The following is a 25,534-nucleotide window of genomic DNA, read 5'->3' as shown; positions in this document are numbered from 1 at the left end:
CGGGTTGTTCGGACGGCCGGGAGGCTGTCGCCCTGAACGTGAACTGCTGCAAGGCAACGGTATTGTTCCGATCATCACCTAGGGCAACGCGGGCGAGGGCACGTGAAGAGCGGCGTGGCGGGGCGATGCGCTTGACCGCCTTTGACGCCTGATGGCCTGTCATGACCCTTATCTCCTCCGGGTACTTGTGCTCTGCGAGCCGGGCCGGAGCCGCCTTCCTCGGGGCAAGGGCCGAACAGGCAGCCCGGCGTCCCTGCGCCTCTCAGTGGGCGAGGCGCTTTAACGGGTGGGATTTGCAGCGAGCTCCAGCGCTCTCACGGGAAATCCGTGGACGGTCGGGATGTCGTTTTATCGGAGCAAGGCGCTGTTGGGGGGTTATGGAAGGTCATGTATGGCGTTGCCCACGGTGTGTTTGAAGTGAGGTGGCGAAGGCGATGGCGGCATTATTTGACCCGGCCCGGCACCAGTCTCTCGAGGTCACGGCTTGGGACTGTGGCAAAGCTCAGGACGCCATCGAGCGGATCGTTGCAGACACCCGCGAAAGCTTCACGTCGCAAGGGCTGTGGCAGATCCACCCCAATGATCGCGAGGGAGACGAGCGGGGTCCGCATGCACCTCTCTATTTCGGGGCCGCGGGCGTCATCTGGGGACTTGATCATCTCGTCAGGGAGGGCGCGGCAGAGCCAGGCCGGTGCTTCTCCGAGTTCTTGCCGGAAATCTACAACCGGAACCGCCAGGTCTTGGAAGAAGAGGCTTGGCGTAACGCTCTCGGACCAGGCTGGCAGACCCGCTCCTGGCTATTGGGCGATTCCGGCATTCTATTCACCCAATGGAAGACCTCGGGGTCGGACGAAGTCCTCCCGCTGCTGGCGGATAGGATCGCCGCGAATACGGACGATCCAGCCCTGGAGCTGATGTGGGGAGCTCCCGGCACGATGTTGTGCGCTCTCGAGCTCTATCGATCGACCGGCGCCTCGCAGTGGAAAGATCTCTACCGCGCCGGAGCCAAGGCGCTCGAGGATTCCTTCCACCCTGACGAGGCGTTGGGCGCTCACATGTGGACACAGGTTCTATATGGCAGGAGCGCACAATATCTCGGTCCCGTGCACGGGTATGCCGGAAATGCCTACGCCCTCACTAAGGGGGGGGATTATTTGGGCGAAGAACGCTGGGCTCGGCTCTCATCTCAGATCGCGCGGACACTCGAAGTGACTGCGATCAGAAGCTCCGAGGGCGTCAATTGGGGCGCGGTGGCCGGAACAGCTCGGAGCGGGGCTCCCGCGTTGGTACAACATTGTCATGGGGCACCTGGAATGGTCACTGCCCTGGCCGGACTTGACGAGCCCATTGACGAACTGCTCCTCGGCGGCGGTGAACTGACCTGGAAAGCCGGTCCTTTGGCGAAAGGATCGAACCTCTGTCACGGAACGGCCGGAAACGGCTTTGCCTTCCTTAAACTGTTTGAACGGACCGGCGACGGCATGTGGCTCGACAGAGCTCGCCTATTTGCGATGCACGCGATCAAGCAGAGCGATATGGAGGCCGCCCACTTCGGCCAGCGGCGCTTTTCGCTCTGGACGGGCGATATTGGGTTGGCGTGCTTCCTACTGGAATGCGTCCGCGCAACCGCCAGATTTCCGACGTTCGATGTGCTCTGAAGTCGGCATCGGGCCGGGCTCATAGATGTGTCGGCTCAACCTGAATGTCGATGAGAGCCTTGCCGGAAGGCAGCCGATTGCCTTCCGGTCACCGTTCGATCCGCGGTGACCGGCATGCAGACAAAATCATCCGCGCGGCTGGAGGCCGATGCTGGATCCCGAATGGGCGCCCGGTGGAAGGAGCGGCCTATTCGGGACCACCAATGGCACTGGGCAGATCCGGCGACGCGACCATCGATCCTCGCGGGAGAGGGCTCTGGGTGAGCCCCGCTTCGACATAATTCGGCGGTCGGCTGCTTGACGTGCTCGACACGCAACCGGAGACCAGGAGCGACAGGATCAAGAAAAATGGCAGTCTGACGAGCATCGACTTCTCCTTTGCCGACTCGGAGCTGGAACGAGTGACGGCGTGTTCCCGGTCCGCGAAGGCCATCATCGGCGGAGCGACGGCGAAAAGGAAGTATCTTACTGTAACGTGCGTTCGAAACAGCCCGCGGAAACATCTTCAGAGCAGCCGTTGATCCAGGCGCTCGCCTTGATCGCCATCCCGTAAACTACATGATGCTACAAGCGGCCCCTCGCGGCTGCTTGATAACGTCATGCCCGCAGACGAACCGTTCTCACGCCACTGGCAAGCCCCGCCTGAAAGCCGGTAGCGCCACGGTCCAAAGGGCATGATCAGCACTCCACGAGCTTGTTGCGAATGGCGTAACGGATGAGAGCGGCGGTGGTATCGAGGTTGAGCTTGCGCAAGGCCAGGGCGCGATGGGTCTCGACCGTCTTGGTGCTGATGCTGAGGATATTGGCGATCTGCTTGTTGGTCCTGCCTTCGGCAATCAGCTGCACCACGGCCTTCTCCCGTGAGCTCAGCGCCGACTCGTTCGCGGCTCCCCTGGACAGGTAGGTTTCGAGCAGCGCTTCGGAGACCTTGCCGGTGAAGAACGGGCGATGGGCTGCCAGGCTCTCCACCGCCGACACGAGAAACTGCTTGGCATCGGACTTGAGCAGGAAGCCTCGGGCCCCGGCCTCGAGCACATCCCGCACCAAACTGTCGGTGTCGTGCATGGTGAAGATCAGCACTTCCACGCCGGGCACGCGGGTGCGGATCTGGCGGGTGGCCTCGACCCCGTTCACCAGCGGAAGACCGTAATCGAGAATGACAATGTCGGGCCGGGTCGCCTGAGCCTGGGCGATAGCGTCCTTGCCGTCCCGGGCCTCGCCGACCACGCTCCAGCCGTCGTGCCCCTCCAGGATCGTCCGCACGCCGGAGCGGACCACGTCATGATCGTCGGCGATCAGGATGCGCGTCATCATGCAACGTCCTTCGGCGGTGGCCCCGGCTTTTCCGGCAAGCCGGAACCCGAGGCAGGATACACCACCCGGCCTTCCGAACCCAGCTGAGTACAACCCTGAATCTGCTGGATGCAGACCCTGAAACATCAGGAGGAGGCCTCGCCATCGATCCTGGTCGAGCCCGGGAGCCATGGATCGAGCATGCGCCGCGCCTGGGCCAGGGCTCGAGCGGTGGCCGAAACCGGCACAACCGCAATGACCGATGTGCCGCCCGGACCGGATCGAATCCGCAATCCGCCGCCAAACTGCTCGAGGCGGGCGCGCATGCCCGCGATGCCGACACCGAGCCGGGTGGGACCGTCGGGACGATCCCGGTCCGTCATCCCGTGTCCGTTGTCGCGAATCCGGACCAGCAGCCGTCCGGACCGGATCCAGACATCCACTGTCACGCGGGAGGCTCCGGCATGGCGGTGGGCATTGGTGAGAGCCTCCTGTACCACCCGCAGGACGGCACGTTGAAGGTCCGGCGTCAGATCATCGACCTCCTCGGGAATCCGGATCCTTGCGTCGAGCCCCGCGCGCCTGGCGAAGCCTTCGGCAAAGTCCCGCAAGGTCGCCTGGAGTCCATCATGAGCCAGGTTCGGAGGATGCAGCAGGTAGGTGAAGATGCGAAGCTCCCGGAGCGCCGCGCTTTGAAGGTTTTCGACGTCGGCCAAGACCTTGCGGCCGTGCGAACTGTGCCGGACCTCCGGCTCAAGGCCCGCGAGACCGAGGTTCGCGGCGACCAGGTGCTGGGCTGTCGAGTCATGCAGCTCCCGGGCAATCCGCTGCCGCTCGTCCTCCTGCAATGCGAGCAATTGGCTGGACAGCTCGCTGACCTGCCTTTTCGCTCCTGTGACCTGATCGGACAGCACCCGGAGAGGCTGCTCCACCTGACGGGCCGTGAACAGGGCCGCAAGACCGCCTGCCAGAATGAGGAAGGTCGCCATTCCGGCGATCTGTTGCAGAGCTCCCGTGACCGGTGCGTCGACCAGGGCAAGCGGAACCGCGACCAGCGTCGTCCAGTTCGTCGCCCCGGAACTGCGGTATGCGATCAGGACCGGAATCCCGCGCTCATCGACGCCTTCGACAAAGCCGTCGACCGTCTCGTTCCCGCCGGTGGTGGAGAGGTGCGCCGCAAGGGCATCCGGCATGGGAATGTGTGACGACGTCGTACCCCCTCGTCCTGTTACGATGGGTTGAAGCTTGCGATCGTAGAGACCCCGCGTCCATTCCTCGGGAACCTTCTGGTCGTCGAGAATAGCACCGAGACGCTCCTGCGAGATCACGGTGGTGATGAAACCCTTCATCGCTCCATCGTCCTCATCGAACCTGAGACTGAGAGCGATGGCCGTCGTTCCAGGCTTTAGGAGACTTGCCATGCGACCCGACACGGACCAGCCACGTCCCCGGATCCGATCGAGCTGTTCCTGGTAATTTGGGAAGTCGCGGTGCTTGGGCAGTGGTGACCCGAAGGGGCGGAGCGTATTGGCGACCTGCCCCTCCAGATCCTGAAGGATCAGCCAGGATCCTTCCGGGAGCGTTGTTGCCTTAAGCTGGTCGTAGAAGCCCTTCGCGTCGCCGGACTTCAAAGCCGGCGACGAGGACAAGCCCTTCAGCAGGGCGTTGCCGGCTGCTACCTCCTGGTCGAACCCGAAGGAAAGCGCGACTGCCGCACTCACGACGCGATCGTGAATCGCCTGGCGTTCATTCCGCGCAATCGTGAGCATCAGTGTCGCCGCGACGAGGCACGTGACAAGGATCACGGCGGCAAAGATCAGGGCAAGCCGGCTCCGCAGACGCGGCAGCGGGCCCTGGGGGGATCGCACAACCATCGGGGCGGTGCCCTGGGTCACCACGACGACCTCCGGCCGCAAGGGCAACGCAACGGGACAGGGAGCGCGACGGGCAGCCCCGATCCAGTTGCCGAGGTTAAACCCTGAGCCTGTTTGCTGTCGACCCGTGATCGGCACCGTCAGCGTGTCAGGCATTGGTCGGCCTCGGCGGCCTCCATCACGGCTGTCGGCGCCGAACGGCGCAAATCAGGGTTTGCCTCCCACATTTTCAGGACAGACCCCAATAGCCCGGTACCGGGACACTGAACGATACTATGGGCTGCCAGGAGAGACGCCAGGTCGCAAGCACTGTCGCAAGCACACGCCTCAGGGCTATCGCCTCACGGTGCCATTCGGCCCGTGAGGAGCATCCCTTCGGCCGGGCTTTCGCGACGCGTCGGGCGGGATCAATGGCCGTTCGAACGATCAGGTCCGGCCTTTGAGCCCGAGCGCGGCGGCTACAAGACATTGTCGCCGCACGATGAATGCCGACGTGCCGACGTCTCGAACCAGGGGAGGAAGCAGCGATGAAATCCGTGCTGACAATCCTTGCTTTCGTCGCGGTTGCGACCCCTGTGATCGCGCAGGTGGGGCCGCCGACGTCGCAGCGAACCTGTGGGGCCAACCGTCAGCTCGTCCTGCGAGATGGTGCCGTCGTCCTCGATACCGGACCCACCACCTATGCCCGCTTCGTCAGGAGCGGAGCGGAGTGCTTGGTCGACCAGTTTCCCGAGCCGGCTTGGGTTCCGAGCTCCAACAACCCGCAATGCTTCATCGGCTACCGCTGCAAGGATGGATCCGACGACTTCTGACGCCATGTTCGCGACGGCCGGGCAACACGGCGGCCGTATGCCAGCGTTCCGTTTGTGTGAATGCCGCTTGTGCCTCGGTGGTTTCAAGGATTAGAAAGCCATGAAAGCGTTTCGCCTCGTCCTTTCTGTCGCTTCCATCGGCATTCCGGCGCTTTCCGGCGCGCAGGCCCAGCAGACATCCGGAGTTCCCGGTTCTACCGACGCGACCACCATGGACGGCCGCTACCTACCGACCCCGCCGCAGCCCTTCGGCGGCAAGATCAATGTCGGTTTCGGTGCGCCGGTCACCTCCGACTGGGGTCTCTACCTGCTGAAAGGCAAGCCCATGTACACCCACGTGTGCATGCCCACGTACACGTGGAACCTGCTTGATCTCAAGCGCGAGCGCTGGGAGGGAACGGATGCGCTGACGCCGTGCAGGCACGCTGTGACCTTCGACAACATAAGTGGTCTTGGCCGGAGCGCTACGGGCGAGCTCACGATCGACCGACCGCGGCTGACGGCGGAGGACGAACGGCGGCTCATGGAAGCGGCGGCTCTTGCCCGCGACAGCATCACGCCAACCACCGGAACCATCACAGCCCCGAAGTAATCCGGGCCGGGACTGGGTCCCGCAAGGGCGCACGATCATGCTCTGCCCCAATGGTTTTCGGGGCAGACCTTCGTACCGTTGGCGGCGCAAAGGGCCGACACGATCGGCATGTCAGGACGGGAGTTACGGCTATGTCACAGAGATTCCTTCTCGAGTCCGCGGGTTCCAGGCGCACCCGCTCCGAAGAATTGGATTCGCACATGCATCACCGTCCTGCCGCGCCATCCGCAGCCGATCGAAAGTTCCAGTCGCCAGTTCCAGTCACCAGTTCCATGAGTCATCTCGGCTTCCGGTGCATCATCAGAGAGGAGCAACCAATGAACAGTGATCGTGCGTCTTCACGGCCGTCAGACGGGAAATTCAAGGTCTGCCGGACGAAGACAAGGGCTGCGCTGATCGGGGCGACGGCCCTGATTGCCGCCGCGACAGTAGGTCCGGCCACGGCCCAGACGCCGCAGCAGAAGCCCAACATCCTGTTCATCATGGGCGACGACATCGGCTGGATGCAACCGGGCATCTACCACCAGGGTCTGATGGTGGGTGAGACACCCAACATCGATCGGATCGGGCTAGAAGGCGCGAAGTTCATGACCTATTACGCCGAGCAGAGCTGCACGGCAGGTCGCAATGCCTTCTTTACCGGCATGAATCCCCTGCGCACTGGCATGATCCCGCCGCAACTGCCCGGCAGCCCGTCCTATCTGCGGCCCGGCACGCCGGCGCTCGCCAAGTTCCTGCTCGATCTCGGCTACAACACCGGCGAGTTCGGCAAGAACCATCTCGGCGACCACACCGATGCACTGCCGACGGCGCACGGATTCCAGGAATTCTGGGGCTACCTCTATCACCTCGACGCGATGCAGGGCGTGAGCTTCCCCGACATCAACAAGACGCCGACCCAGCAGACGGTGGCGCCGGCCTGCCGCAACACGCCGATCCCTGGCCTCGCTCAGGATCCCGCGGCGGTCGATCCGAGAACCACCCCGTGCCTGACACCACCGCGGCCGGTGATCGCGTGCAGATCGTCCGACGGCACTCCGGGTAATCAGATGTGCCGAGACGAAGGCCCGCTGACGTTGGAACGCTCGAAGACAGTCGACGAGGAAATCTCGGCCAAGGTCATCGACTTCCTCGACCGCAACGACCCGAGGAAGACCAACAAGCCGTTCTTCGTCTGGTACAACCCCGCGCGCATGCACATCACGACCGTGCTGTCGGACAAGTACATGGCGATGGTGGGCGAGCCTGGTGGCAAGGACTGGGGCGTCAACGAAGCCGGCATGAAGCAGATGGACGATAATATCGGCTACGTGCTGAAGAAGCTTGAGGAGATGGGTCAACTCGACAACACGATCGTCGTCTTCACCACCGACAACGGAGCCGAGACGTTCACTTTCCCGGACGGCGGCACCACCCCGTTCAAGGGCTCGAAGATGACCACCTGGGAAGGCGGCATGCGCGCCCCGGCACTCATGCGCTGGCCCGGCGTGATCAGGCCCGGCACGGTCAAGGACGGCATCTTCGCATCGCTTGACTGGCTGCCCACGCTTGTCAACATCGCCGGCGGCGACAAGGGCGATGGGCTGAACAAGCGGATCATGGCTGGCGCTTATCCAGGCATCCTCAAGACCAAGCTCGACGGCGTCGATCAGACCGAATACCTGAGTGGTCGTTCGGACAAGTCCGCTCGCGACACGTTCTTCTACTATTCCAGCAGCCATCCGTCGGCGGTGCGATACAAGAACTGGAAGATGTATTTCGCGATCGCGCCCGAAACCGCGCTGGGATTCAACGTCCCGGGCGTCCAGACTCAGTTCGCGGCCGGCATGGTCAACCTCAAGCGCGATCCGTTCGAGACGGGTATGGGCGAATGGAAGAAGGCGAACTTCTGGATGGCAGGCGCGCTCGCCGCGCCGGCCACGGCCTGGGTGTACGACTGGAACCTGCTGCCGATCGGGCAGGCGCTGTGGCTGAGGGAGCTGGAATCCTACAGGGAGTTCCCCCCGCTTCAGGATCCGGCGAGTTACAACCTGGATCAGGTCATGAATGAGCTGAAAAACGCTTCGACGCACCCGAGCCAATGACTTGAGCTGACGCGCCGACACGCGATCAGCCGCGAGAGATCGGCGAGCACCGCTCAGACCAGGTGCCCGCCGAGCGCAAGCCAACAAGAAGATCCTGCACAAGGGGGCTCACCTCGACGATTCGTCGAGGATTATCGAGAGGAGATTGTCATGAAGAAGCCGGTTTCGATCCTGGTATTCCCGTTGGCGTTCCTGTCTGCTGGCCCGGCTCTTGCTCAGAGCATGTGCGTCGTCGAGGGCAACCGGCCCATCATGGGGGCGAACATGAATGCCGCCTTCGATGTGCAGGCCGGGCAGGGATGCATGTCCGACATCAGCCCTCAAGGCACGTTGACCACATCGGAGATCAGCCAGCGGCCGCAGCACGGCACCCTGAGCATGGTCGACAAGGATACATGGACCTATACGGCGGCTCCGGGCTACAGCGGCCCCGATGCCTTCGCGATCACCGCATCAGGGCAGAGCGTCGATCAGAAGCCCGGTACATCCGTGCTCAACTATAAGGTGACGATAAAATAGCAGCGGACGACGCGTGAGCTGTCCCTCGGATCGGATACGGAACGCCGGGGTCTCAGGACCTCGGCGTCCAGGGAACAGCTGCACGGATAGGCGCCAGAGAACCGCTGTTTATCAGGCGAACGGAATGTGCCGTCCTGTATCGATCCTCGGCGCATGACAGACGACGCATGGAGAATGACATGACAAAGCTCCGATTGCTGAAGTTGCGCTTTGCAGCCTTATGGTCGCTGGCCCTCTTCTCGGTCTGGATTTCGCTTGCCGCTGCACAGACCGATCCTCTGCCCTCGTGGAACGATGGCAGCGTAAAGCAGGCGATCATCGCCTTTGTGACGGACGTGACCCGGGAGGGTTCGCCGGACTTCATCCCGGAGGCCGAGCGGATCGCCACGTTCGACAACGACGGTACATTGTGGGTTGAACAGCCGATCTATACCCAATTCGCCTTCGCTCTCGACAGGGTCAAGGCGCTGGCGCCGCAGCATCCGGAATGGAGGGACACGCAGCCCTTCAAGGCCGTTCTCGAAGGCGATATGGCGGCGGTCGCCGCTGCCGGTGAGCACGGAGCGGTCGAAATCGTCGCCGCGACCCACGCTGGCATGACGCCGACAGAGTTCAAACAAACTGCCAAGGAGTGGCTCGCGACCGCCAAGCATCCGCGCTTCGGCCGCCGCTACGACGAACTCGTGTACCAGCCGATGCTCGAAGTCCTGGCCTACATGCGTGCCAACGGGTTCAAGACTTTCATCGTCTCGGGCGGCGGCGTCGAGTTCATGCGGGCCTTCGGACCGGAGCGGTATAGCATCCCGTCCGAGCGGATCGTGGGTTCCAGCATCGTCACGACCTTCGAGCGGCGCGATGGCGCGCCGACCCTGTTCCGGCTACCGAAAGTCAACTTCGTGGATGACGGGCCCGGCAAGCCGATCGGCATCAACCAGCACATCGGTCTGCGTCCCGTCGCGGCTTTCGGCAACTCCGACGGCGATCTTGAAATGCTGCAATGGACGACGGAGGCCGGCGGCCGTCGCCTCGGTGTCCTGGTGCATCACACCGATGCGGAGCGCGAATATGCCTACGACCGTGATTCCAAGGTCGGCCGGCTCGACAAGGCGCTCGATGCCGCAGCGCTGGATCGTTGGACGGTGGTCGACATGAAACGCGATTGGAAGGTCATCTTTCCGGCGGAGGCGCGCTGATCGCGTGCCTCCGCGGCGGACCGCGCTGTCACCTGCCCGCACCGATGTCGTTACGAGCGAAGCCGACGGAAGTCAGGTCATATGAAAGGGAGTTCTCGCCATGCCCAGCAAGCAATTCGTCTGTCTTATCCTGATGACCGGCGGCCTCTGCTCGACAGGAGGCGCAGCGGCCGCGCAGGACGCGGACAGCCGGCCACAAATGCCTCTAACGAAGGCCATCGGGCGGGTCACGCCTACAGGTCCGGTCCCGTCGCTCGCCGTCCTCAACGCCGCTGGTGCGAAGCTCGAGGGCAATAGGCTGACCTTGACCGGCGTGTCACCGAATTCCATCGTGTTCGCCGATCGGCCGGTGCGTGCGGCCGGGCACGTGGTCACCCAGCAGTTCATCATGCAATGGGACGAGGGCAAGGACAACTTCGCCAAGGATCCACCGAATGCCACCGTTTCCGTCCTGGGCGGTGACGGTTCAAAGGTCAGCGACGCCGTGGTGACCTTGAAATCGCCGAAGCTCGAGGGCGGCGATCTCACCTTCGACGTTGTGGTGCTCGAGGGTAACCTGAACGGGGCGAGCGGGCCGGCGGCGCTGTTCATCGACCACTTTGGTGGGTTCGGCGGCGGCTTCGGAGGCTTCCATGGCGGATTCGCCGGTGGATTCCGCGGTGGGGACTTCGACCGTCTCGGTGGGGACCGCTTCGGCTATGCACGGGTCGGTGACGTCAACGTCGTGCACGGCAGTTATTGGCATGCCCCGGTCTATCGGGGTGCCTGGTATGGGGCGGGCGCCACGGCGGCCGGGATCGCCGCCGGTACCGCCATGGGAGCGGCCGAGGCGGCGTACCCGAACCTTGGATACGACAGCGGTCTGTGCGGCTATTACCCTTACCCGCCTTGCTACTGAAGAGAGCATCCTACGACGGCATCGGGTCGGGCGGGCCCGCATCGATGTGAGATGCAACGGGAAGGCCATCCCTGTGGCCGGTCAGTTGGCCCGGACCACAAGGTTGGCCAACGTCACCCGTCCGTCGGACCTGTAGTGGTTGACGCGCTCCGTGGCGAGACATTGGCCGGCCTGATAAACTTTCACGTCTGCGATGGATCCGATGGTCTCCAGCTCAGCGATGATGAAATCGCGCTCGACATTCGTGTCCGAGTCCGTGGCGTGGGTGACCTGGAATGTGAGACGCGTCAGGGATAGACCCGTGTCTCTCGTGCCCGCTCCGATCCAGAGAACCCGTTCGTCGTCGGGCGGACGATCGGTATTCAGCCAGAAGCTTGCGGATCCTCCTGCCCACGTATTCTCGGCGCGCACGAGGCTCAGGGACCAGAAACGGATGTGATGGCGCTTGCGGGGACTGTTGTCGATCGCCTTCTGAAACCCGACATCCTGGCAACGTCCGAACAGATAGAGAGTGCTGAACGGGGCCGTGGGATAGGGCGAATTGAACACGAAAGCTCGAACCATCTCCCAGGAACTGACCACGCCCAGCCGGTCGGCCTCCGACCAGCCCAGAGCCGCGAAGGCTGCGCGAAGCTGCGGGAGTGTTCCGATGAGCGCCACGTTGACGGGATCGCCCGGCAGCCCGTCGCTCGTTATCGTGAAGCTCGGCACCCGTTGCCGATGGAGAAGCTTGAGACCCATGCGGACGATCCACGGGAGAATGACGTAGGCGCCGATGGCGTAGGTGAGGCCCGTGGCCAGGATCCATGGCAGCCTTTGGTCCGCCGTCTCAAAGACCACAAAGACGATCAGCCAGACAGAGAGGATGCCCAGCCCAAGGATGATGAGGCGTTGCAGGAGGCGGTTCAGCACTCTCATGATCCTAGCTCGGTCACGATCAACGCGGCAGTGATCAACACCCTTTGCAGATACCCTTCATGACGTCGCGATCGATGCGCTTGGCTCTTTGATCCATCTGTTGGATGGCCTTTGCATCATCGGCCGAGAAGTCTTTGTCCGGCGGCGGAACGGTGTTGCTGTCGAGCATCCGATCAATCGCCGCTCCGGACGGGACCTGAATCTCTCCCGAGGGCGTAGCCGGTCGGCCGGTTTCCTGCGCGCTAACGGGATGTGCGGTGAGCAACGCACTCAAGGTGACGAGGCAGAGATAACGGCGCATCGAGATGCCTCCCGAACGTGGTTGCCAGGCCCGCCTTACACTTGCGGCCGGTCCGATGAGCCCAGGCCCTACGACAGGATATACCTCCCGGCCGCCCGAGCCACTGAGGCGAAACCCTGAAACTGCGAGGGGCAGACCCTGAAACATCAGGGCAGGGTTCGGCCGTCCGCCTCGGAAGGCATGCTTGCCACAACGGTCACGTGGGCTCGGCCTGCAACCGGACCGGGTCCCGTCCGATGTGCGGATCTTCGTCAGGATGGCGATCAACCAGCCGATGCACCACTGCGGTGCGTGCGACAAGCAAGGCTGCTTTTGAGAGCAGCCTTCCCCTTGTCGGCTTGGACTATTTCTTCTTTGGGGTTGGTGACGGAGCGGTGCCCGTCTGTGTCTCAAGCTGCTTCATCTGTCGGGCTGCGTTCTCGTTCGAGGTCCCGGTTTGGCCTTCCCGTTTCTTCGCTTCGGCAGCCTGTTGGGTGGTGGTGGTCTTCTTTTCCTCCGCCATCGCGTGTGTCGCGATGAGAAGGCTGATTGAAGCAGCAACGGCCCATGAGAGTTTAGTCATATGGTCCTCCCTTAGTGGCTCAAAAGCCGGGAGGCAGCATATGGGCGGAGAACGAAACTGCAATTGTCTCAACAGGATAGTGCTCCCGAAGGATCAGCCGAGCTGTCCGGCGCGGCGCAATGTCCTGCCGCCGCGACCTCGCTTTCGGAGGAGCGTCGAGACGCGATGCACTCCGGACATACCAACAGGATTTGCCTTGATGTGTCCGGCCCGTCTCTCTCCGTAGTGAGCGGGGCCGCTTATTGCTGCGACAGGTCGATCTCGGGCGTGTACTCGCCTTCGACCTCCTTCACGAGCGCTTGCCCGCAGATCACGCGCTTCTTGTCCTCGCTGTAGGTGAGAGTGGGATTGCCGTACAATTGCCAGCCGTTGTTGAGAGCGGCGGTGACCCGCTCGCAGAAGCTGGCATCATCAGGACCCGTGAAGTAACGGAAGAGCTTCATATTCACCTCGAATGTCATCGAATGTCGGGCGATACGGGACACCGGAGCGCTTCGTCAATTCGTTCGAGAGGCGATCCCCAGCCGGATTCGGTCCCTGCGGATCGCGTCGGCAGGCCGCGACAGATCGTCGGCCCTCACTTGAAGTCCCGCGCCGCCCGTGGAAAAACTTCCCGCAAGGCTTCTCAAGTCGATCCGGGGAATTCATATGGCCTTGTGGCGACAAATGATAAGGACGCCGATCCTGGCGACGCTGCTGGTCGCCGGCGGCTGCGCGGCGCCCGACGAGGCGGCCGTTGACGACAAGACGAGCTGGAGCAGTCATCTGGGCTCGAGGCTCAAATCCAGCCTTGAGGCGATTCAGAACGCTGCGCCCGACCTGCCCCGGATGTCGCGGGTGGTCTACGGCTCGGATCGCTGCACGATTTCCGACGATGGCGAGGCCGATTGCGGGGAAGCGGCCATCCGCATCTGCAAGGCTCAAGGATTTGAAGCGGGCCGCGCCATCGACACGGCAAGCGTCAATTCCTGCCGTCCGCGCACGATCGATCATATCCAGAGCGGAGACGGTCCCTCGTGCCGGACCAAGTATCAGGTCACGGCGGCCCTGTGCTGGTGATCCGCCAGGGTTTTTCCCATCCGATCGGATCGGCTGGCCCGAGCATTGGGCGGATCTCTACAGGGTTTGCAGAAATTCGACCGGAGGGCCCTTGCCGTCCTCGAAAACGCCCGCCGTCAACGCGCCGCCGAAGACGGCGCCCGTGTCGAGATTAGTGCGGTAGGGCAGGGATTCGGGCGTTGCCGGCTGAAGGGGCGTGTGACCGTGCACCACATGCTTTCCGAAGTCGTAATCCGTGTCGAGGAAGGGTTCGCGGATCCAGATCCTATCCACGTCCGTCTGATGGCGCAGATCGCGCCCAGGTCTAAGCCCCGCATGCACGAAATAGCGCCACTCGTCCTCGAAGAAGGTGGGAAGGGTCTTCAGCCATGCGATCACCTCTGCGGGAAATTCCCGGGGATCCAAGATCCCATAGGAGCCGAGGGTCGTGCTGCCGCCGTTGATCAGCCAATGGGTCAGGGAGGAAGGATGGCGCACCGCCGTGAGCAGCATCGCTTCGTGATTGCCGGTCAGGCAGACCACGCGGTCTGGATCGTCGCGCTGCAATCCGCGAACCGTTGCGATAACGCCTGCACTGTTCGGACCACGGTCGATATAATCGCCAAGGAAAACCAGCCGGTGTGCCCGGTCTCCGGCATGATCACGGATCTTTTCGAGAAGCTCCTCGAGAAGATCATGCCGTCCGTGGATGTCTCCGATGGCATAGGTCAGCATTGATCCGATGTAGGAGGGCACCCGCCTTGCCAAAAGGGGAGGCGGATGCCCTGCATCGTTTCGTCCATGCCAGAGGGTCAGAAGCCCTCGAAGCCGTCGCGGTTGGCGGAAACCTGCATCTCGTCCGCCGGCTCACGCCCGCGGTTGATCACGACCACCGGGGTTCCAGTCGGAACTCGGCTGAAGAGATCGATCACGTCCTGGTTGAACATGCGGATGCAGCCGCTCGAAACAGATTGCCCGATCGACCATGGCTCAGACGTGCCGTGGATCCGGTAAAGGGTGTCCTGGCCGTTCCGATAGAGATAAAGCGCCCGGGCGCCGAGCGGATTGCCGAGACCCGCAGGCATGCCTCCGGCCCAGGGAGCGTTACGCTCCGGCTCGCGGCGGATCATGTCGGGGGTCGGTGTCCAACGCGGCCAGGTTGCCTTGCGCCCTATCTGTGCGCGACCGGCCCATGCGCGCCCTTCCTTGCCGACGCCGATGCCATAGCGGACGGCACGGCCATTCTCACGGACGAGGTAGAGATAGCGATTATCCGTATCGACAACGATCGTGCCCGGTTGCTCCGGACCGTTGTAGGCGACCTCGCGCCTGAGGAAGCGGGGATCGACTTCGGAAATATCCGTCGCGGGCAACGGGAACTGCTCGTCCGGCTTGGGGCCGTACATGGCCACATAAGTGGGATCGATGGCGCGGGCCACCGGCTGCGGAGCCTGCTGGGTCGATACGCATCCGGCCATGGCCAGCGGCAGGATCAGAACAGCGAAACGCGCACGGAATTTTCGCATGACGCGGAGGAATGGGGCGGCAACAAACATCAGTGGAGACTCATCGTTTCTTGGTTTTGAGAACGCTCTCGGTTCGAGCAGATAGGGCAGGAACACTGGAGAAAAGGTTCAAAACCTACGCATGGCCGGAAAGTGGATCGTTCATGGCCAAAAAAAGGCGACGCCCCTCCTGTTGCGTTCACATCACAGATGCTCCCGGGGTGATAATTTTCTCAAGCAGAAATAATGACTTAGTGTTTTTTTCGTCTCGGTCATGAATGAGACGTCACCTTGTTCTTACGCGGCCCCCGAGGCGCAGACGCGAGAATCTTGCCGTCACGCTTCGCGCAATTGTGAAGATGATCCTCACCCGCAAGCTCATCGAGAATAGGGCATTCGGGTCGGCTGTCGCCGTGACAATGCTGCGCGAGATGCTTCAAGGTCTCGGCCATGGAGCGCAGTTCGGCGATCTTCCGTTCCAGCTCGTGGATGTGCCCGAGAGCAATGCGCTTCACATCGGTGCTTTCCCGCCCGCGATCCTGCCAGAGCGAGACCAGAACCCCGATCTGCTCGACCGAGAAGCCCAGGTCCCGCGCGCGCCGGATGAATTTCAGGGTATGAACGTCCGTATCGGAATAGACCCGATAGCCCGCCTCCGTGCGCACGGTTTTCGGAATGAGGCCGATGGATTCGTAATAGCGGATCATCTTTGCGGAAACGCCGGAGCGCTCCGCCGCTTGTCCGATGTTCATCGAGATACTCCGGTTGCGAGTTCTGCGTGCCCCTCGGCCGCGCGCGGGTGGATCCTCGGCCGGAAACGGCGCAGGCGCAGGGCATTGCCGACGACGAACACGCTGGAAAGCGCCATGGCGGCAGCGGCGATCATGGGTGAGAGAAGCATGCCGTTGATCGGATAGAGAAACCCGGCCGCCACCGGAATGAGGATGGCGTTATAGGCGAACGCCCAGAACAGGTTCTCCTTGATGTTGCGGATGGTGGCCTGGGACAGGGCGATGGCGTGGACGACGCCGCGCAGGTCGCCGGACATGAGCACCACGTCGGCGCTCTCGATGGCGATGTCCGTCCCCGTCCCGATGGCAAGACCCACATCGGCCTCCGCAAGGGCCGGAGCATCGTTGATGCCGTCGCCGACGAAGGCAACGCTGCCATGCTGCGCCCGGAGACGCCGCACGGCCTCCACCTTCGCATCGGGCAGCACTTCCGCCACGACCTCGTCGATCCCGATCTGACGGGCAATGGCCTGTGCGGTGCGCCGGTTGTCCCCCGTGATGACCGCAACCTTCAGCTTCATCTCGTGCAGGGCCGCAATGGCTTCCCGCGTTGTCGGCTTGATGGGGTCCGCGACGGCGATGATCGCCGCGAGCTTGCCGTCGATGGCCGCGTAGAGCGGGCTCTTGCCTTCCGTCCCGAGGCGCGTGGCGGTGTCCGCGAAGGTATCGACCCCAAGTCCCATCTCGGCCATGAAGCGGTCGGCGCCGATCGCGACGAGCCGCCCGTTCACCGAGGCCGTGACGCCAAAGCCGGGGACCGCTTCGAACCGATCGGGTTTGGCGAGCTGCAAGCCCCGGCTCCGCGCGGCCTCGACGATGGCTTCGGCGATGGGATGCTCGGATTGATCCTCCACTGACGCGACAAGGCGCAGCACCTCATCCTCGGGGAAGTCCGGCTCGACCGCCAGGTCCGTCAGGCGCGGCTTTCCCAGGGTCAAGGTCCCGGTCTTGTCGAGAGCCACGACTTTCACGTCCCGCAGCTTCTGGAGCGCATCCCCTTGCCGAAACAGGACCCCGAGCTCGGCGGCGCGTCCCGTTCCCACCATGATCGAAGTCGGCGTTGCAAGACCCATGGCGCAGGGGCATGCGATGATCAGGACCGCGACGGCGTTCACCAGGGCAAACGACAGGGCCGGATCGGGGCCGAGCCAGAGCCAGAGAAGGAAGGTGAGGGCGGCAGCCGCCATCACGGCTGGAACGAACCAGGCCGTGACCTGATCGACCATGCCCTGGATCGGCAGCTTCGACCCTTGGGCTTCCTCGACTATGCGGATGATCTGAGCAAGCACCGTGTCGGCACCGACATTGGTCGCGGTGAAGGTGAAGCTGCCCGTCTTGTTGATGGTGCCGCCCACGACAAGGGCGCCCTTCGCCTTCTGGACCGGGACCGGCTCGCCCGTGATCATCGATTCGTCCACGAAGGACGAGCCGTCGACGACCTCACCGTCGACCGGGACCTTTTCCCCCGGCCTGACCTGAACCACATCCCCGGTGCGAACTTGGTCGAGAGGGATTTCCTGCGGGTTGCCGTCCCGCAGCACCCGCGCCGTCTTCGCCTGAAGCCCGATGAGCCGCTTGATGGCCTCCGACGTGCGTCCCTTGGCTCGCGCCTCGAGGAAGCGTCCGAGGAGGATCAGGGCCACGATAACGGCGGCGGCCTCGTAATAAACGTTGTGGGTCCCGGCCGGCAGGAGGCCAGGGAGGAATGTCGCCACGACGGAGTATCCGTAGGCGGCGCTGGTGCCGAGCACGACCAGGGAATTCATGTCCGGGGCCAGGCGAAGCAGCGCCGGAATGCCTTTCTTGAAGAAGCGCAGACCTGGGCCGAAGAGGACGAGCGTCGTGAGAACGAATTGCAGATACCAGCTCTCCTGGTGTCCGATGGTCGCAAGGACCCATTCGTGGACACCCGGCACGAAGTGGGAGCCCATTTCGATCAGGAAGACCGGGAGGGCAAGCATGGCGGCCAGGATGAGGGAGCGCCGGAGCGCCGCCGTTTCCGCTTCGCGGGCCGCCGCTTCCGTTCCGGCCTGATGCTCCGCCCCGCCGGCAAGGCGTGCGTCATAACCGGTGTCGGCGATGGCCGCGATGAGCCGGGCCGGCATGTCCGCCCCGCCGAGATAACGGATGGTCGCCCGCTCCGTAGCCAGATTGACGTGCGCCTCCAGGACGCCCGGCACGCGTCGCAGCGCCTTCTCCACGCGGGCGACGCAGGAGGCACAGGTCATGCCCCCGACGGAAAGGTCGATCTTATGGCTGCGGGGCTCGTAACCGGCGTTTCTGATCGCCTCCACCACCTGCTCGGGCGCGGCGCGGGCCGGGGCGTAGGAGACGCGGGCCCGTTCGGTCGCGAGGTTGACGCTGGCGGAAGTCACGCCATCCACGGCCCGAAGAACTTTCTCGACACGGCTGACGCAGGACGCGCAGGTCATGCCCTCGACCGGAATGTCGAGAACGACGTCGCTGGATGAATGGGCTTCGGCCATGGCGAATCTCCTGATTCAACGTACTGGCCGACTTTATGATCCTTCCCATCATGGGAAGGTCAAGGATGAATGCACTGTGCCGGCGCGACAGCCGTTTCCCAAGGGCCACAGCCCTGGCGGGGAATGAGGACGCCGTCGTGCTTCGGTCGGAAATGCGCGGAGAAACCTAATGCACCTGAATGGTGTAGGTCGCGAAGATGATCAGCACGCCGAGGCCGAAGGACAAGCCGGCCCAATCCAGAATGCGTGCCAAGATATCCTCGCCCGGGCGTTTGTCAGAACGGTCGAACATGCGAATCAAACTTGGCAGAAGCGAAACCTCATGTTTCGCAGCGTCATTGTTAAGGTAAACGATCCGAAACCGAAACAGTCATTTCGGATAACGCCTCGTCGACTATAAGATTACGTTGCGAAAAGCCCCGTGTCTACTCAGGATGTGCTTAATTTCCTGCGGAACTCGCCTAATGTTGGGGGCGCGTGACGGGGCTTGCCGTGCCATCGTGAAAATCTCGCCCGGAACCTTGGCCTCTTCCGGCCATTGTTCCGGCACAGTTGCGCGCGAGCCAAGACGAACTTTTCATAGACGGACGCCAAGGTCCGCAGATGATCGAGACCAAGCTTTGAAGCACGTTGACAAGCCAGGGCGGAACGTCCGGATTCTCACCTATAATGTTCACCGCTGGCTCGGAACGGACCGGCAGATCTCCCCGGGACGCATCGCCGAAGTGATCGCGTCCTGCCAGCCCGATATCGTCGCTCTTCAGGAGGTCCGGGTCGGACGGGTCCATAAGGGCCATCCGGATCAGGCCGAGATCGTCGCGAATCTCTTAGGGATGGATCTGCACTTCCAGCCGACGATCCGGATCCTCGGGGAGCAATATGGCATCGCCATCCTGACGCGTCATCCATCGGAGATCATTCGGGCCGAACGTCTTCCGAGCCTCTCCACAGGGCCCTCGTTCGAGAAGCGCAGCGCGCTTTGGGTCTGCGTCGATGTGGAGGGTGTCAGTCTCAACGTGGTGAACGCCCATCTGTCCCTGCGCTCCCGGGAGCGGAGAGCCCAGGCGGCTGCGCTTCTGGGGGAAAACTGGATCGGCCATCCCGACTGCGCGGATCCGGCCGTTCTGCTCGGGGATTTCAACGCGCCGCCCTATTCGCGTTCCTACCGACTTTTTGCGAGCCGTCTCAAGGATGCCCAGCTGTCGAACCCATCCGGCGAGCCGCAGCCGACATTCCATACCCGGGCTCCCGTCCTGCGCCTGGACCATGTTTTCGTGACAAAGTCCGTCGACATCATCGCGGCGGCGCCGGTGCGAAACGAGCTGACCCGTGTCGCATCCGATCATTATCCGCTGCTGGCCGAGCTGCGGGTCGGCTCCGGCTCACAGGTATCCGCCGGCACGCAGGCGGAGGGAGCGGAACGGGAGTTGCTGTGAATTCTTGCATCCTTGCAAGGTTTCCTTGCGTAGACATAGAAGAGAATATTGCTACGTTTCACTCGTCATATTAGCTTCTGCCAATTCCAGATCGCTTTGAAGATCAGCTGCTGAGCCGGAAAACATCATGAAGCTCTATTATTCGTCAGGAGCTTGCTCTCTCGCCCCTCATATCGTGGCCGCGGAGGCGGGCCTCCCGCTTGAACTGGACCGGGTGAACCTGACGACAAAAACGACTGAGTCAGGGTGTGATTTCCTCAGCGTCAATCCAAAGGGTTATGTTCCGGCGCTTCTGCTCGACACCGGCGAGCTTCTCACGGAAGGTCCTGTCGTCATCGAGTTTCTGGCGGACCAGGCCCCGGCCTCGGGATTGCTGCCGCCCTACGGTTCGCTGGATCGCCGCCGCGTGCAGGAATGGCTCGCCTTCGTGGCGAGCGAGCTGCACAAGGGCTTCGGCCCCCTCTGGAGGCCCGTCTCGGAGGACGTGCGCAAGGCGGCGCTCGCCCAACTGCACCGGCGTTTCAGCTTCCTGGACGCAACGCTCGAAGATCGATCTTACCTCATGGGGGAAGGCTTCACGGTCGCCGACGCCTATGCCTTCGCGATCCTCAACTGGTGCCGTTTCCACAAGATAGATCTCTCGCCCTACGTTCATCTGAGCGCCTATCTGACCCGTATCGAGCACCGGCCGAAGGTCAGGAAGGCGATGCAGGACGAGGGTCTGCTGAAACCCGCCTAGAGAGTCAAAAACGCCCGGGCCGCGATTGCGGGACGTAAAACCCTTGCAAGAAGGAGCGCCTGCCGCTAGGCAGCCCGCACATTCGGCTCCTTCTCACATGCTCCCTGTTTCCGTTTTCATCATTGCCAAGAACGAGGCTGATCGCATCGGCGATACCATTCGGGCCGTCCGCGAACTGACGGATGACCTGATCGTCGTCGATTCCGGCTCAACGGACGGGACGCAGGCCGTGGCGGAGGAGCTCGGCGCGCGGGTCATCTTCAATCCCTGGCCCGGCTATGGTCCCCAGAAGCGTTTTGGCGAGGACCAGTGCCGTTACGAGTGGCTGCTGAATGTGGATGCCGACGAGGTGGTGCCTCCCAGGCTCGCCGCCGAGATTCGGGCGCTCTTCGCCCATGGCGAGCCCCCAAAGCAGGCCTATCGCATCGGCATTGCCGAGATTTTCCCCGGCGAAAAGGCTCCGCACCCCCTGGCCTACACCCTTTATCCCGTTCGCCTCTATCGCAAGGATTGGGGGCGCTATTCGCCCTCGCTGGTCCATGATCGGGTGGATCTCAATCCCGGGACGAAGGTCGGAAAGCTCAGGAGCGTCATCCACCATTGGTCGGTGCGCTCCCTGGGCGATCAATTGGCCAAGCTCAACCGCTACTCGGACCAGCAGGCGGTCGACCTGGAGATCCGGGGTGTGTCGATCCCCACATGGCGGGTTTTCTTCGAACTGCCGGCAGCCTTCATCAAGGCCTATATCGGTCGCCGCCATGCCCTGCGCGGCACCTACGGTTTCCTGACGGCAATGAACTACGCCATTTCCCGCCACCTGCGCCTGGCCAAGCATTATGAGAAGCGGCGTCTGAATGGCCTGAAGGGCTCCCGGTCCGATCAGGATTAGTCGGACTTCCCGACCAGAAGGGAAGGCGGCTTGGCGGCGCTGCGTTCCGCCGATCTCTCGGAAAGTTCGAAAGCGTAGGAACCAAGCCAGGAAAAGAGACCGATCCAGAGGCCCGCCAAGGTCAGCATCGTGGCGATCAGCAGCCTGTCCGCCGTTCCTGTCGGCGTTTCCCGAAGAAATCGCTCCCTGATGTCGAACAATGCGCCGCTCGAACGCTCCGCGCGGGCTTGGCGGCGAGTATCCTGGTCCGAATCCACGAGGATGAATCCCTTTTGATCGTCTCTCCGGAAAATAGGAAGATTTGGTCGCCCCGGGCGTGCAGCCGCGCACACCCAAAGCACGTGACCATCGCCAAGCTCGGCATTGGCGATCCCTGTCTGACTCGCGCCGATTTCCCTTGCGGATTGGCTTGACGAACCCCCCATTATCGCGCCATATGCGCCGCCGACGGGGGATCCGAAAAAGATTCTTTTTCCTGTCGCTGGAGACGTGGCCGAGAGGCTGAAGGCACTCGTTTGCTAAATGAGCATACCCCAAAAGGGTATCGAGGGTTCGAATCCCTCCGTCTCCGCCATTCTGCTTCAAAAGAATGCTTATTTTTCCAAGGCTCTTAAGGGCCTGTGCTTGTCTCTCTGCTGCCCAATCCGTCAGAAAACGCCTGACAAGTCGGCAGCCCAGGCCGTCTTCCCCCGTGTCGCTGCTCAAAGGCCGCCAAGTTCGACCTGCAATGGAGTTTCGGCTGCGATACCCACGAATTCTCGCTCCGGTCGGCCGAACAACGGTGCGCAGGCTATCCCGTGCTGCATCACCGCGTAACCAGCGACCCCTGGTAAATAGTCCCGCTCGGGATGGATCCGGCCTGTGGCGTGCCGTGTCGACTCCGGACAGTCGGGCGACATCGGCGGGATCTTGAGCCGATCACATGCGCGAAACAGATCGATGCCAAGGCGCACGGGTATCCGCCGCCCAATATTCAGCTTGGCTGCTCGTGGCGGACCTGAGCGCTCTCGGGAGCTCACGGTCGACCTCCGGGCTTGTCGGACAAGGAACGCTGCGATCCCGGCCGCAAGAAAGGTCACGGCGATACCTGCGTGACCTTGTGACTTGGTCGGGTTGCGGATACAGGCCTTTTCATCTGCCGGTTTCCTAAAAGGAAGGTCCGCTTTGTTTGCGCCGTATCTGTCGATCAATTTGCTTGAGTTGGTAGTTGTTCTTGTTGTTATTTTATTCGTCGTTCGCCCAGCTTTCGCTCTCACGGACCCGGCCGAGCGGTCGCGCGCGCTCGTCATGGCGGGCCTCTACGGTGTGGTCCTCTTCCTGGTCACTGCCCAGACCACGCAATACCTTACGATTGACGACCAGGTCTTCGTAGACCAGATCGCGTCCCCGGCCGATCGCGGCACCAGCCAATGGAAATTGGGGGCTTTCCATTCCGGTCTCTTGATCCTCGTGCCGGTGGCGCGCTTGGCACAAGGCTTCGGGGCGTCACCGGTTGCGGTTGCAATGCTGCTCAAAGCCGTCTGGTTCGGGTTTGGTGCGGTATTGTTGCTCGCCGTTGCGCGCCAGACCGTCAATCTCCTGCGTCCGGAGCGGGAGCCTGTAGCGGCTGCGATCTTTATGGCAGGCGTGCTTCTCCTGCTGCCGACCACTAATCTCGCTTTGAAAACGGTCAACTATGACCTGCTCTCGGTTGTGCTATCGATCGCCGCGGCGTTGGCCGCCGCCAGGGCGCTGCGCGAGGGATTATTTCCGGCTGTCGCGGTGGTCATCGCCACACTGGCGGCTCAGGAAAAGCTCAGCGCGTCACCGATCCTGGTGCTCATCATCGTCGCCGGTGCGGCAATGGCTGGCGGCGATCCGGCATGCGAACCACCCGCGCGCCGTGCGATCCAGGGGCTTCGGTTCGCGGCGGGAGGCATCCTGGCCTCGGTCGTCGTCTCTATCGGGTCCATGCTGACATATGCGCTTCTCGCCGACGCGCCCTTGCCGCCCGGCTTTTGGATGAGCTGGAGCGATGCCCTGGCAAGTTGGACCTGGGTACCAATCCGGTTCCTGAGCGGTAGCACGAGTTTCATCACCGACAAGGCATCGCCGTTCGGCGTCGGCCTCGTCTCGATACTGCTTGCAGGGGCTTTTGCACGTCTCGTCTGGCCGGTCCTTTGCCGTCTTGGCTCGGCTCGGAGCTGGCAGGTTGCCGTGTTGTTGGCCCTCGTTGCTCTCTTCGGGTGCGGCCTCGTTGGGCTCACGACCGTTCATGCTTGGTGGGCCCCGTTCCACCCAGGAAATCCGGAAATCGTCGGCCGCTACTTTCCCCTTAACGGGGCCGTGATCCACTTCGAGGCGGCGACGTTGCTGGAGCATTTCACGCGTCACGGACTCTATTCCGCGGCCATTACGCTCGCTAGTCTTCCGACCGCAATCGTGGCAACGACCATCGTCGGCGTCGCGGCCCTGTTTGCTGGCCATTGGCGCTCCAAGATCCCGCCCGTGATCTTGGCCGCTTTGCCGTTCATGTTACTGATGATCGTCGCTGCTGCAGTCTTCAATGTGCCGGTAGCTCATCGCTATTTCAACGTTGCGCTGCTGGGGTTCGCACTGCTTCTTCTCGCTGTGCACCATGCCTGGACCGCGCGCTTGTCCGCCGCTCTCGCATTTGCAGCTTCGGCGGTGGTCCTGGCCGGCGCGGCGCTCGAGGCAACGCCGTTCCGTCCAACCTTCGCGTCCTTTCGGCCGATTTGGCTGAACTACACAGACGCGGCGTCGGCACAGTCCGGCGGCCTCAATCCCTCATGGATGGGTTGGGGTGAAGAAGTCATGCTCATCGGCAAACAACTGGAGGATGCTTGCTCACGAAACGAAGCGAATGCATTCGGCGAAGGCTGTAGCAAAGTTGTTTTGCGGCCCTTCAGTTATCACGGCCGCTGGCTGCCTGGCTCCAAGGACATCAAAATCGAGGCAACGTTCCAAGTGGGGCAAGACGGAAAAATGACTGCGAACGACTACTATGTCGCAAGCCGTCTTGGTCTGCTGCAGCTTTCTAATATCCCCCAGATCCCACCCGACTTCGTTGTATCCTATCGGGGCTTCGTTCAGGCTTGGGCGTGGCGCGGCGATCGACTGAAAGCTGCAGGTTACACCGTCGGGATGTAAGCTCTTCAGGGCCCGCCGAAGGAGTCTCCCTCATTTCCGCGTCGTGGGCAGCATGACGACCGATATGACGACCGATGCAACGGCAGTAGCTTTCGCGCGCTCGTATTGACGCGGAGGTCCCGGTCGATGCTTAACCGAGCGTGTGCGCGTTATCCGGGGCGTCTTCAGGCCAGGGACCTGATCGTACCGATAGCTTCGAAACATCGGACGAAGAGAGAGCCGGAGTGGCCAGCTTCCTTGTAAAATCAGGGCTCGCCAAGGAAGATCCCTGTAGGGCGGATGGCTGGTGCAAGGATAACTCCGCTCTAAATGGACAAGCGGCGCCCGCCCCTGAGGCTCTTCGGCCCCCTGATTCGAGAGGAGATGCGGCATGGACCGATTCACCGGTGGTTGCTTGTGCGGCAATGTCCGGATTGTGGCGTCGGGGCGTCCATACCGGGTCGGCCTTTGTCATTGCCTCGACTGCCGCAAACATCACGGGGCTCTTTTTCACGCTTCGGCGATATTCCCTCAGGATGCCGTAACCATCGACGGTGAGACGCGTGACTATGCCGGGCGGTTTTTCTGTCCCCGTTGCGGTTCGTCCGTTTTCGCGCGCACCGCGGACGAAATCGAAGTGAGCCTGGGATCCCTGGACGCCCCGGACCAATTGATGCCGACATACGAACTCTGGACTATCCGACGCGAGGCATGGCTGCCGCCGTTTCCACTCACGAAACGGTACGAACGCGATCGCGACGCCACGAGTCGCGCCGAAGAGTAGGCGAGACGAAAGAGCACGACGGCGAAAAAGGTT

General features: G+C 62.5%; 25 protein-coding genes and 1 tRNA gene. 14 read left to right on the top strand and 12 right to left on the bottom strand.

The genetic code is table 11. The annotated features are described in order from the left end of the window. The first annotated feature begins 434 nt into the window (after window positions 1-434). On the top strand, window positions 435-1,658 hold the full coding sequence (locus LJD17_RS05190) for a lanthionine synthetase C family protein (RefSeq protein ID WP_227383094.1): 1,224 nt from the start codon (window positions 435-437) through the stop codon (window positions 1,656-1,658). Between the two features lie 678 nt (window positions 1,659-2,336). On the opposite strand, the gene LJD17_RS05185 is transcribed toward LJD17_RS05190, so the two are convergent. After that, entirely contained in the window at window positions 2,337-2,969 is a 633-nt protein-coding gene (locus LJD17_RS05185) for a response regulator (protein ID WP_227383652.1), read from the bottom strand. A gap of 128 nt (window positions 2,970-3,097) precedes the next feature. Continuing rightward, window positions 3,098-4,981, bottom strand: coding sequence for an ATP-binding protein (locus LJD17_RS05180; RefSeq protein ID WP_227383093.1), 1,884 nt, complete (start codon window positions 4,979-4,981; stop codon window positions 3,098-3,100). A gap of 371 nt (window positions 4,982-5,352) precedes the next feature. Between LJD17_RS05180 and LJD17_RS05175 the strand changes: the two genes are divergently transcribed. The 6 genes from LJD17_RS05175 (at window position 5,353) to LJD17_RS05150 (ending at window position 10,923) form a co-directional block, all read left to right on the top strand. Next, window positions 5,353-5,637 carry a hypothetical protein gene (locus LJD17_RS05175; protein ID WP_227383092.1) on the top strand — a complete coding sequence of 95 codons (285 nt, stop codon included), beginning with the start codon at window positions 5,353-5,355 and terminating at the stop codon, window positions 5,635-5,637. A 100-nt stretch (window positions 5,638-5,737) separates the two neighbouring features. After that, window positions 5,738-6,229, top strand: a complete 492-nt coding sequence (locus LJD17_RS05170) for a hypothetical protein (RefSeq protein ID WP_227383091.1) — start codon at window positions 5,738-5,740, stop codon at window positions 6,227-6,229. Window positions 6,230-6,711: 482 nt separating this feature from the next. Further along, entirely contained in the window at window positions 6,712-8,313 is a 1,602-nt protein-coding gene (locus LJD17_RS05165) for an arylsulfatase (RefSeq protein ID WP_406600772.1), read from the top strand. Between the two features lie 150 nt (window positions 8,314-8,463). Beyond that, on the top strand, window positions 8,464-8,832 hold the full coding sequence (locus LJD17_RS05160) for an Ig-like domain-containing protein (RefSeq protein WP_227383089.1): 369 nt from the start codon (window positions 8,464-8,466) through the stop codon (window positions 8,830-8,832). Between the two features lie 179 nt (window positions 8,833-9,011). Continuing rightward, complete coding sequence (locus tag LJD17_RS05155; protein ID WP_227383088.1) at window positions 9,012-10,025, top strand: HAD family hydrolase; 1,014 nt, start codon at window positions 9,012-9,014, stop codon at window positions 10,023-10,025. Window positions 10,026-10,125: 100 nt separating this feature from the next. Then, on the top strand, window positions 10,126-10,923 hold the full coding sequence (locus LJD17_RS05150; RefSeq protein WP_227383087.1) for a hypothetical protein: 798 nt from the start codon (window positions 10,126-10,128) through the stop codon (window positions 10,921-10,923). An 81-nt stretch (window positions 10,924-11,004) separates the two neighbouring features. Here the strand turns inward: LJD17_RS05150 and LJD17_RS05145 are convergent, their stop codons facing one another. From LJD17_RS05145 to LJD17_RS05130, 4 genes are all read right to left on the bottom strand, one after another. Beyond that, the gene (locus LJD17_RS05145) at window positions 11,005-11,841 is read right to left on the bottom strand and encodes an LssY C-terminal domain-containing protein (RefSeq protein ID WP_227383086.1); all 837 of its coding nucleotides are present in this window, start codon (window positions 11,839-11,841) and stop codon (window positions 11,005-11,007) included. Between the two features lie 34 nt (window positions 11,842-11,875). Then, entirely contained in the window at window positions 11,876-12,142 is a 267-nt protein-coding gene (locus LJD17_RS05140) for a hypothetical protein (protein WP_227383085.1), read from the bottom strand. Window positions 12,143-12,485: 343 nt separating this feature from the next. Beyond that, on the bottom strand, window positions 12,486-12,704 hold the full coding sequence (locus tag LJD17_RS05135) for a hypothetical protein (protein WP_227383084.1): 219 nt from the start codon (window positions 12,702-12,704) through the stop codon (window positions 12,486-12,488). Window positions 12,705-12,943: 239 nt separating this feature from the next. Further along, a complete protein-coding gene (locus LJD17_RS05130) occupies window positions 12,944-13,147 on the bottom strand; it encodes a DUF1737 domain-containing protein (protein WP_227383083.1) in 204 nt (67 codons plus the stop codon). A 223-nt stretch (window positions 13,148-13,370) separates the two neighbouring features. On the opposite strand from LJD17_RS05130, the gene LJD17_RS05125 reads away from it, so the two are divergent. Then, the gene (locus LJD17_RS05125) at window positions 13,371-13,763 is read left to right on the top strand and encodes a hypothetical protein (RefSeq protein ID WP_227383082.1); all 393 of its coding nucleotides are present in this window, start codon (window positions 13,371-13,373) and stop codon (window positions 13,761-13,763) included. Between the two features lie 57 nt (window positions 13,764-13,820). Here the strand turns inward: LJD17_RS05125 and LJD17_RS05120 are convergent, their stop codons facing one another. The 5 genes from LJD17_RS05120 to LJD17_RS23990 form a co-directional block, all read right to left on the bottom strand. Then, window positions 13,821-14,477, bottom strand: a complete 657-nt coding sequence (locus LJD17_RS05120; RefSeq protein WP_227383651.1) for a metallophosphoesterase family protein — start codon at window positions 14,475-14,477, stop codon at window positions 13,821-13,823. Window positions 14,478-14,554: 77 nt separating this feature from the next. Further along, window positions 14,555-15,298 (bottom strand): L,D-transpeptidase, encoded by a 744-nt coding sequence (locus LJD17_RS05115; protein ID WP_227383081.1) that lies wholly within the window; start codon window positions 15,296-15,298, stop codon window positions 14,555-14,557. 221 nt (window positions 15,299-15,519) lie between these two features. After that, entirely contained in the window at window positions 15,520-15,999 is a 480-nt protein-coding gene (cueR, locus tag LJD17_RS05110; protein ID WP_227383080.1) for a Cu(I)-responsive transcriptional regulator, read from the bottom strand. Continuing rightward, the gene (locus LJD17_RS05105) at window positions 15,996-18,524 is read right to left on the bottom strand and encodes a heavy metal translocating P-type ATPase (protein ID WP_227383079.1); all 2,529 of its coding nucleotides are present in this window, start codon (window positions 18,522-18,524) and stop codon (window positions 15,996-15,998) included. Before LJD17_RS05105 ends, cueR begins: the two co-directional genes overlap by 4 nt. A 166-nt stretch (window positions 18,525-18,690) precedes the next feature. Continuing rightward, window positions 18,691-18,816: a hypothetical protein gene (locus LJD17_RS23990; protein WP_264478274.1), complete on the bottom strand. Its 126-nt coding sequence runs from the start codon at window positions 18,814-18,816 to the stop codon at window positions 18,691-18,693. 328 nt (window positions 18,817-19,144) lie between these two features. On the opposite strand from LJD17_RS23990, the gene LJD17_RS05100 reads away from it, so the two are divergent. From LJD17_RS05100 to LJD17_RS05090, 3 genes are all read left to right on the top strand, one after another. Continuing rightward, window positions 19,145-19,960: an endonuclease/exonuclease/phosphatase family protein gene (locus LJD17_RS05100; RefSeq protein ID WP_227383078.1), complete on the top strand. Its 816-nt coding sequence runs from the start codon at window positions 19,145-19,147 to the stop codon at window positions 19,958-19,960. A 127-nt stretch (window positions 19,961-20,087) separates the two neighbouring features. Next, the gene (gene gstA, locus LJD17_RS05095; protein ID WP_227383077.1) at window positions 20,088-20,699 is read left to right on the top strand and encodes a glutathione transferase GstA; all 612 of its coding nucleotides are present in this window, start codon (window positions 20,088-20,090) and stop codon (window positions 20,697-20,699) included. Between the two features lie 97 nt (window positions 20,700-20,796). Next, complete coding sequence (locus LJD17_RS05090; RefSeq protein WP_227383076.1) at window positions 20,797-21,588, top strand: glycosyltransferase family 2 protein; 792 nt, start codon at window positions 20,797-20,799, stop codon at window positions 21,586-21,588. Here the strand turns inward: LJD17_RS05090 and LJD17_RS05085 are convergent. Further along, the gene (locus LJD17_RS05085; RefSeq protein ID WP_227383075.1) at window positions 21,585-21,845 is read right to left on the bottom strand and encodes a hypothetical protein; all 261 of its coding nucleotides are present in this window, start codon (window positions 21,843-21,845) and stop codon (window positions 21,585-21,587) included. The genes LJD17_RS05090 and LJD17_RS05085 overlap by 4 nt on opposite strands. A gap of 226 nt (window positions 21,846-22,071) precedes the next feature. On the opposite strand from LJD17_RS05085, the gene LJD17_RS05080 reads away from it, so the two are divergent. From LJD17_RS05080 to LJD17_RS05070, 3 genes are all read left to right on the top strand, one after another. Then, a tRNA-Ser gene (locus LJD17_RS05080) sits at window positions 22,072-22,162 on the top strand. A 713-nt stretch (window positions 22,163-22,875) separates the two neighbouring features. Continuing rightward, a complete protein-coding gene (locus LJD17_RS05075) occupies window positions 22,876-24,738 on the top strand; it encodes a hypothetical protein (protein WP_227383074.1) in 1,863 nt (620 codons plus the stop codon). A 370-nt stretch (window positions 24,739-25,108) separates the two neighbouring features. Next, window positions 25,109-25,501: a GFA family protein gene (locus LJD17_RS05070; protein ID WP_227383073.1), complete on the top strand. Its 393-nt coding sequence runs from the start codon at window positions 25,109-25,111 to the stop codon at window positions 25,499-25,501. Window positions 25,502-25,534 lie beyond the last annotated feature (33 nt).

Source organism: Microvirga rosea (assembly GCF_020595095.1).
In the GTDB taxonomy this organism is placed as follows: Bacteria; Pseudomonadota; Alphaproteobacteria; order Rhizobiales; family Beijerinckiaceae; genus Microvirga; species Microvirga rosea.
The sequence above is the reverse complement of the archived record's forward strand: the minus strand, read 5'-3'. Positions and strand labels throughout refer to the sequence as shown.

Bases quoted from the DNA above. Each gene is read 5' to 3' on its own strand.
- LJD17_RS05165 (WP_406600772.1), top strand. From the start codon at position 6,712: ATGGGCGACGACATCGGCTGGATGCAACCGGGCATCTACCACCAGGGT.
- LJD17_RS05150 (WP_227383087.1), top strand. From the start codon at position 10,126: ATGCCCAGCAAGCAATTCGTCTGTCTTATCCTGATGACCGGCGGCCTC.
- LJD17_RS05185 (WP_227383652.1), bottom strand. From the start codon at position 2,969: ATGACGCGCATCCTGATCGCCGACGATCATGACGTGGTCCGCTCCGGC.
- LJD17_RS05075 (WP_227383074.1), top strand. From the start codon at position 22,876: ATGGCGGGCCTCTACGGTGTGGTCCTCTTCCTGGTCACTGCCCAGACC.
- LJD17_RS05125 (WP_227383082.1), top strand. From the start codon at position 13,371: ATGATAAGGACGCCGATCCTGGCGACGCTGCTGGTCGCCGGCGGCTGC.
- cueR (WP_227383080.1), bottom strand. From the start codon at position 15,999: ATGAACATCGGACAAGCGGCGGAGCGCTCCGGCGTTTCCGCAAAGATG.
- LJD17_RS05155 (WP_227383088.1), top strand. From the start codon at position 9,012: ATGACAAAGCTCCGATTGCTGAAGTTGCGCTTTGCAGCCTTATGGTCG.
- LJD17_RS05120 (WP_227383651.1), bottom strand. From the start codon at position 14,477: ATGCTGACCTATGCCATCGGAGACATCCACGGACGGCATGATCTTCTC.
- LJD17_RS05115 (WP_227383081.1), bottom strand. From the start codon at position 15,298: ATGTTTGTTGCCGCCCCATTCCTCCGCGTCATGCGAAAATTCCGTGCG.
- LJD17_RS05130 (WP_227383083.1), bottom strand. From the start codon at position 13,147: ATGAAGCTCTTCCGTTACTTCACGGGTCCTGATGATGCCAGCTTCTGC.
- LJD17_RS05090 (WP_227383076.1), top strand. From the start codon at position 20,797: ATGCTCCCTGTTTCCGTTTTCATCATTGCCAAGAACGAGGCTGATCGC.
- LJD17_RS05140 (WP_227383085.1), bottom strand. From the start codon at position 12,142: ATGCGCCGTTATCTCTGCCTCGTCACCTTGAGTGCGTTGCTCACCGCA.
- LJD17_RS05105 (WP_227383079.1), bottom strand. From the start codon at position 18,524: ATGGCCGAAGCCCATTCATCCAGCGACGTCGTTCTCGACATTCCGGTC.
- LJD17_RS05170 (WP_227383091.1), top strand. From the start codon at position 5,738: ATGAAAGCGTTTCGCCTCGTCCTTTCTGTCGCTTCCATCGGCATTCCG.
- LJD17_RS05135 (WP_227383084.1), bottom strand. From the start codon at position 12,704: ATGACTAAACTCTCATGGGCCGTTGCTGCTTCAATCAGCCTTCTCATC.
- LJD17_RS23990 (WP_264478274.1), bottom strand. From the start codon at position 18,816: ATGTTCGACCGTTCTGACAAACGCCCGGGCGAGGATATCTTGGCACGC.
- LJD17_RS05180 (WP_227383093.1), bottom strand. From the start codon at position 4,981: ATGCCTGACACGCTGACGGTGCCGATCACGGGTCGACAGCAAACAGGC.
- gstA (WP_227383077.1), top strand. From the start codon at position 20,088: ATGAAGCTCTATTATTCGTCAGGAGCTTGCTCTCTCGCCCCTCATATC.
- LJD17_RS05160 (WP_227383089.1), top strand. From the start codon at position 8,464: ATGAAGAAGCCGGTTTCGATCCTGGTATTCCCGTTGGCGTTCCTGTCT.
- LJD17_RS05175 (WP_227383092.1), top strand. From the start codon at position 5,353: ATGAAATCCGTGCTGACAATCCTTGCTTTCGTCGCGGTTGCGACCCCT.
- LJD17_RS05190 (WP_227383094.1), top strand. From the start codon at position 435: ATGGCGGCATTATTTGACCCGGCCCGGCACCAGTCTCTCGAGGTCACG.
- LJD17_RS05145 (WP_227383086.1), bottom strand. From the start codon at position 11,841: ATGAGAGTGCTGAACCGCCTCCTGCAACGCCTCATCATCCTTGGGCTG.
- LJD17_RS05070 (WP_227383073.1), top strand. From the start codon at position 25,109: ATGGACCGATTCACCGGTGGTTGCTTGTGCGGCAATGTCCGGATTGTG.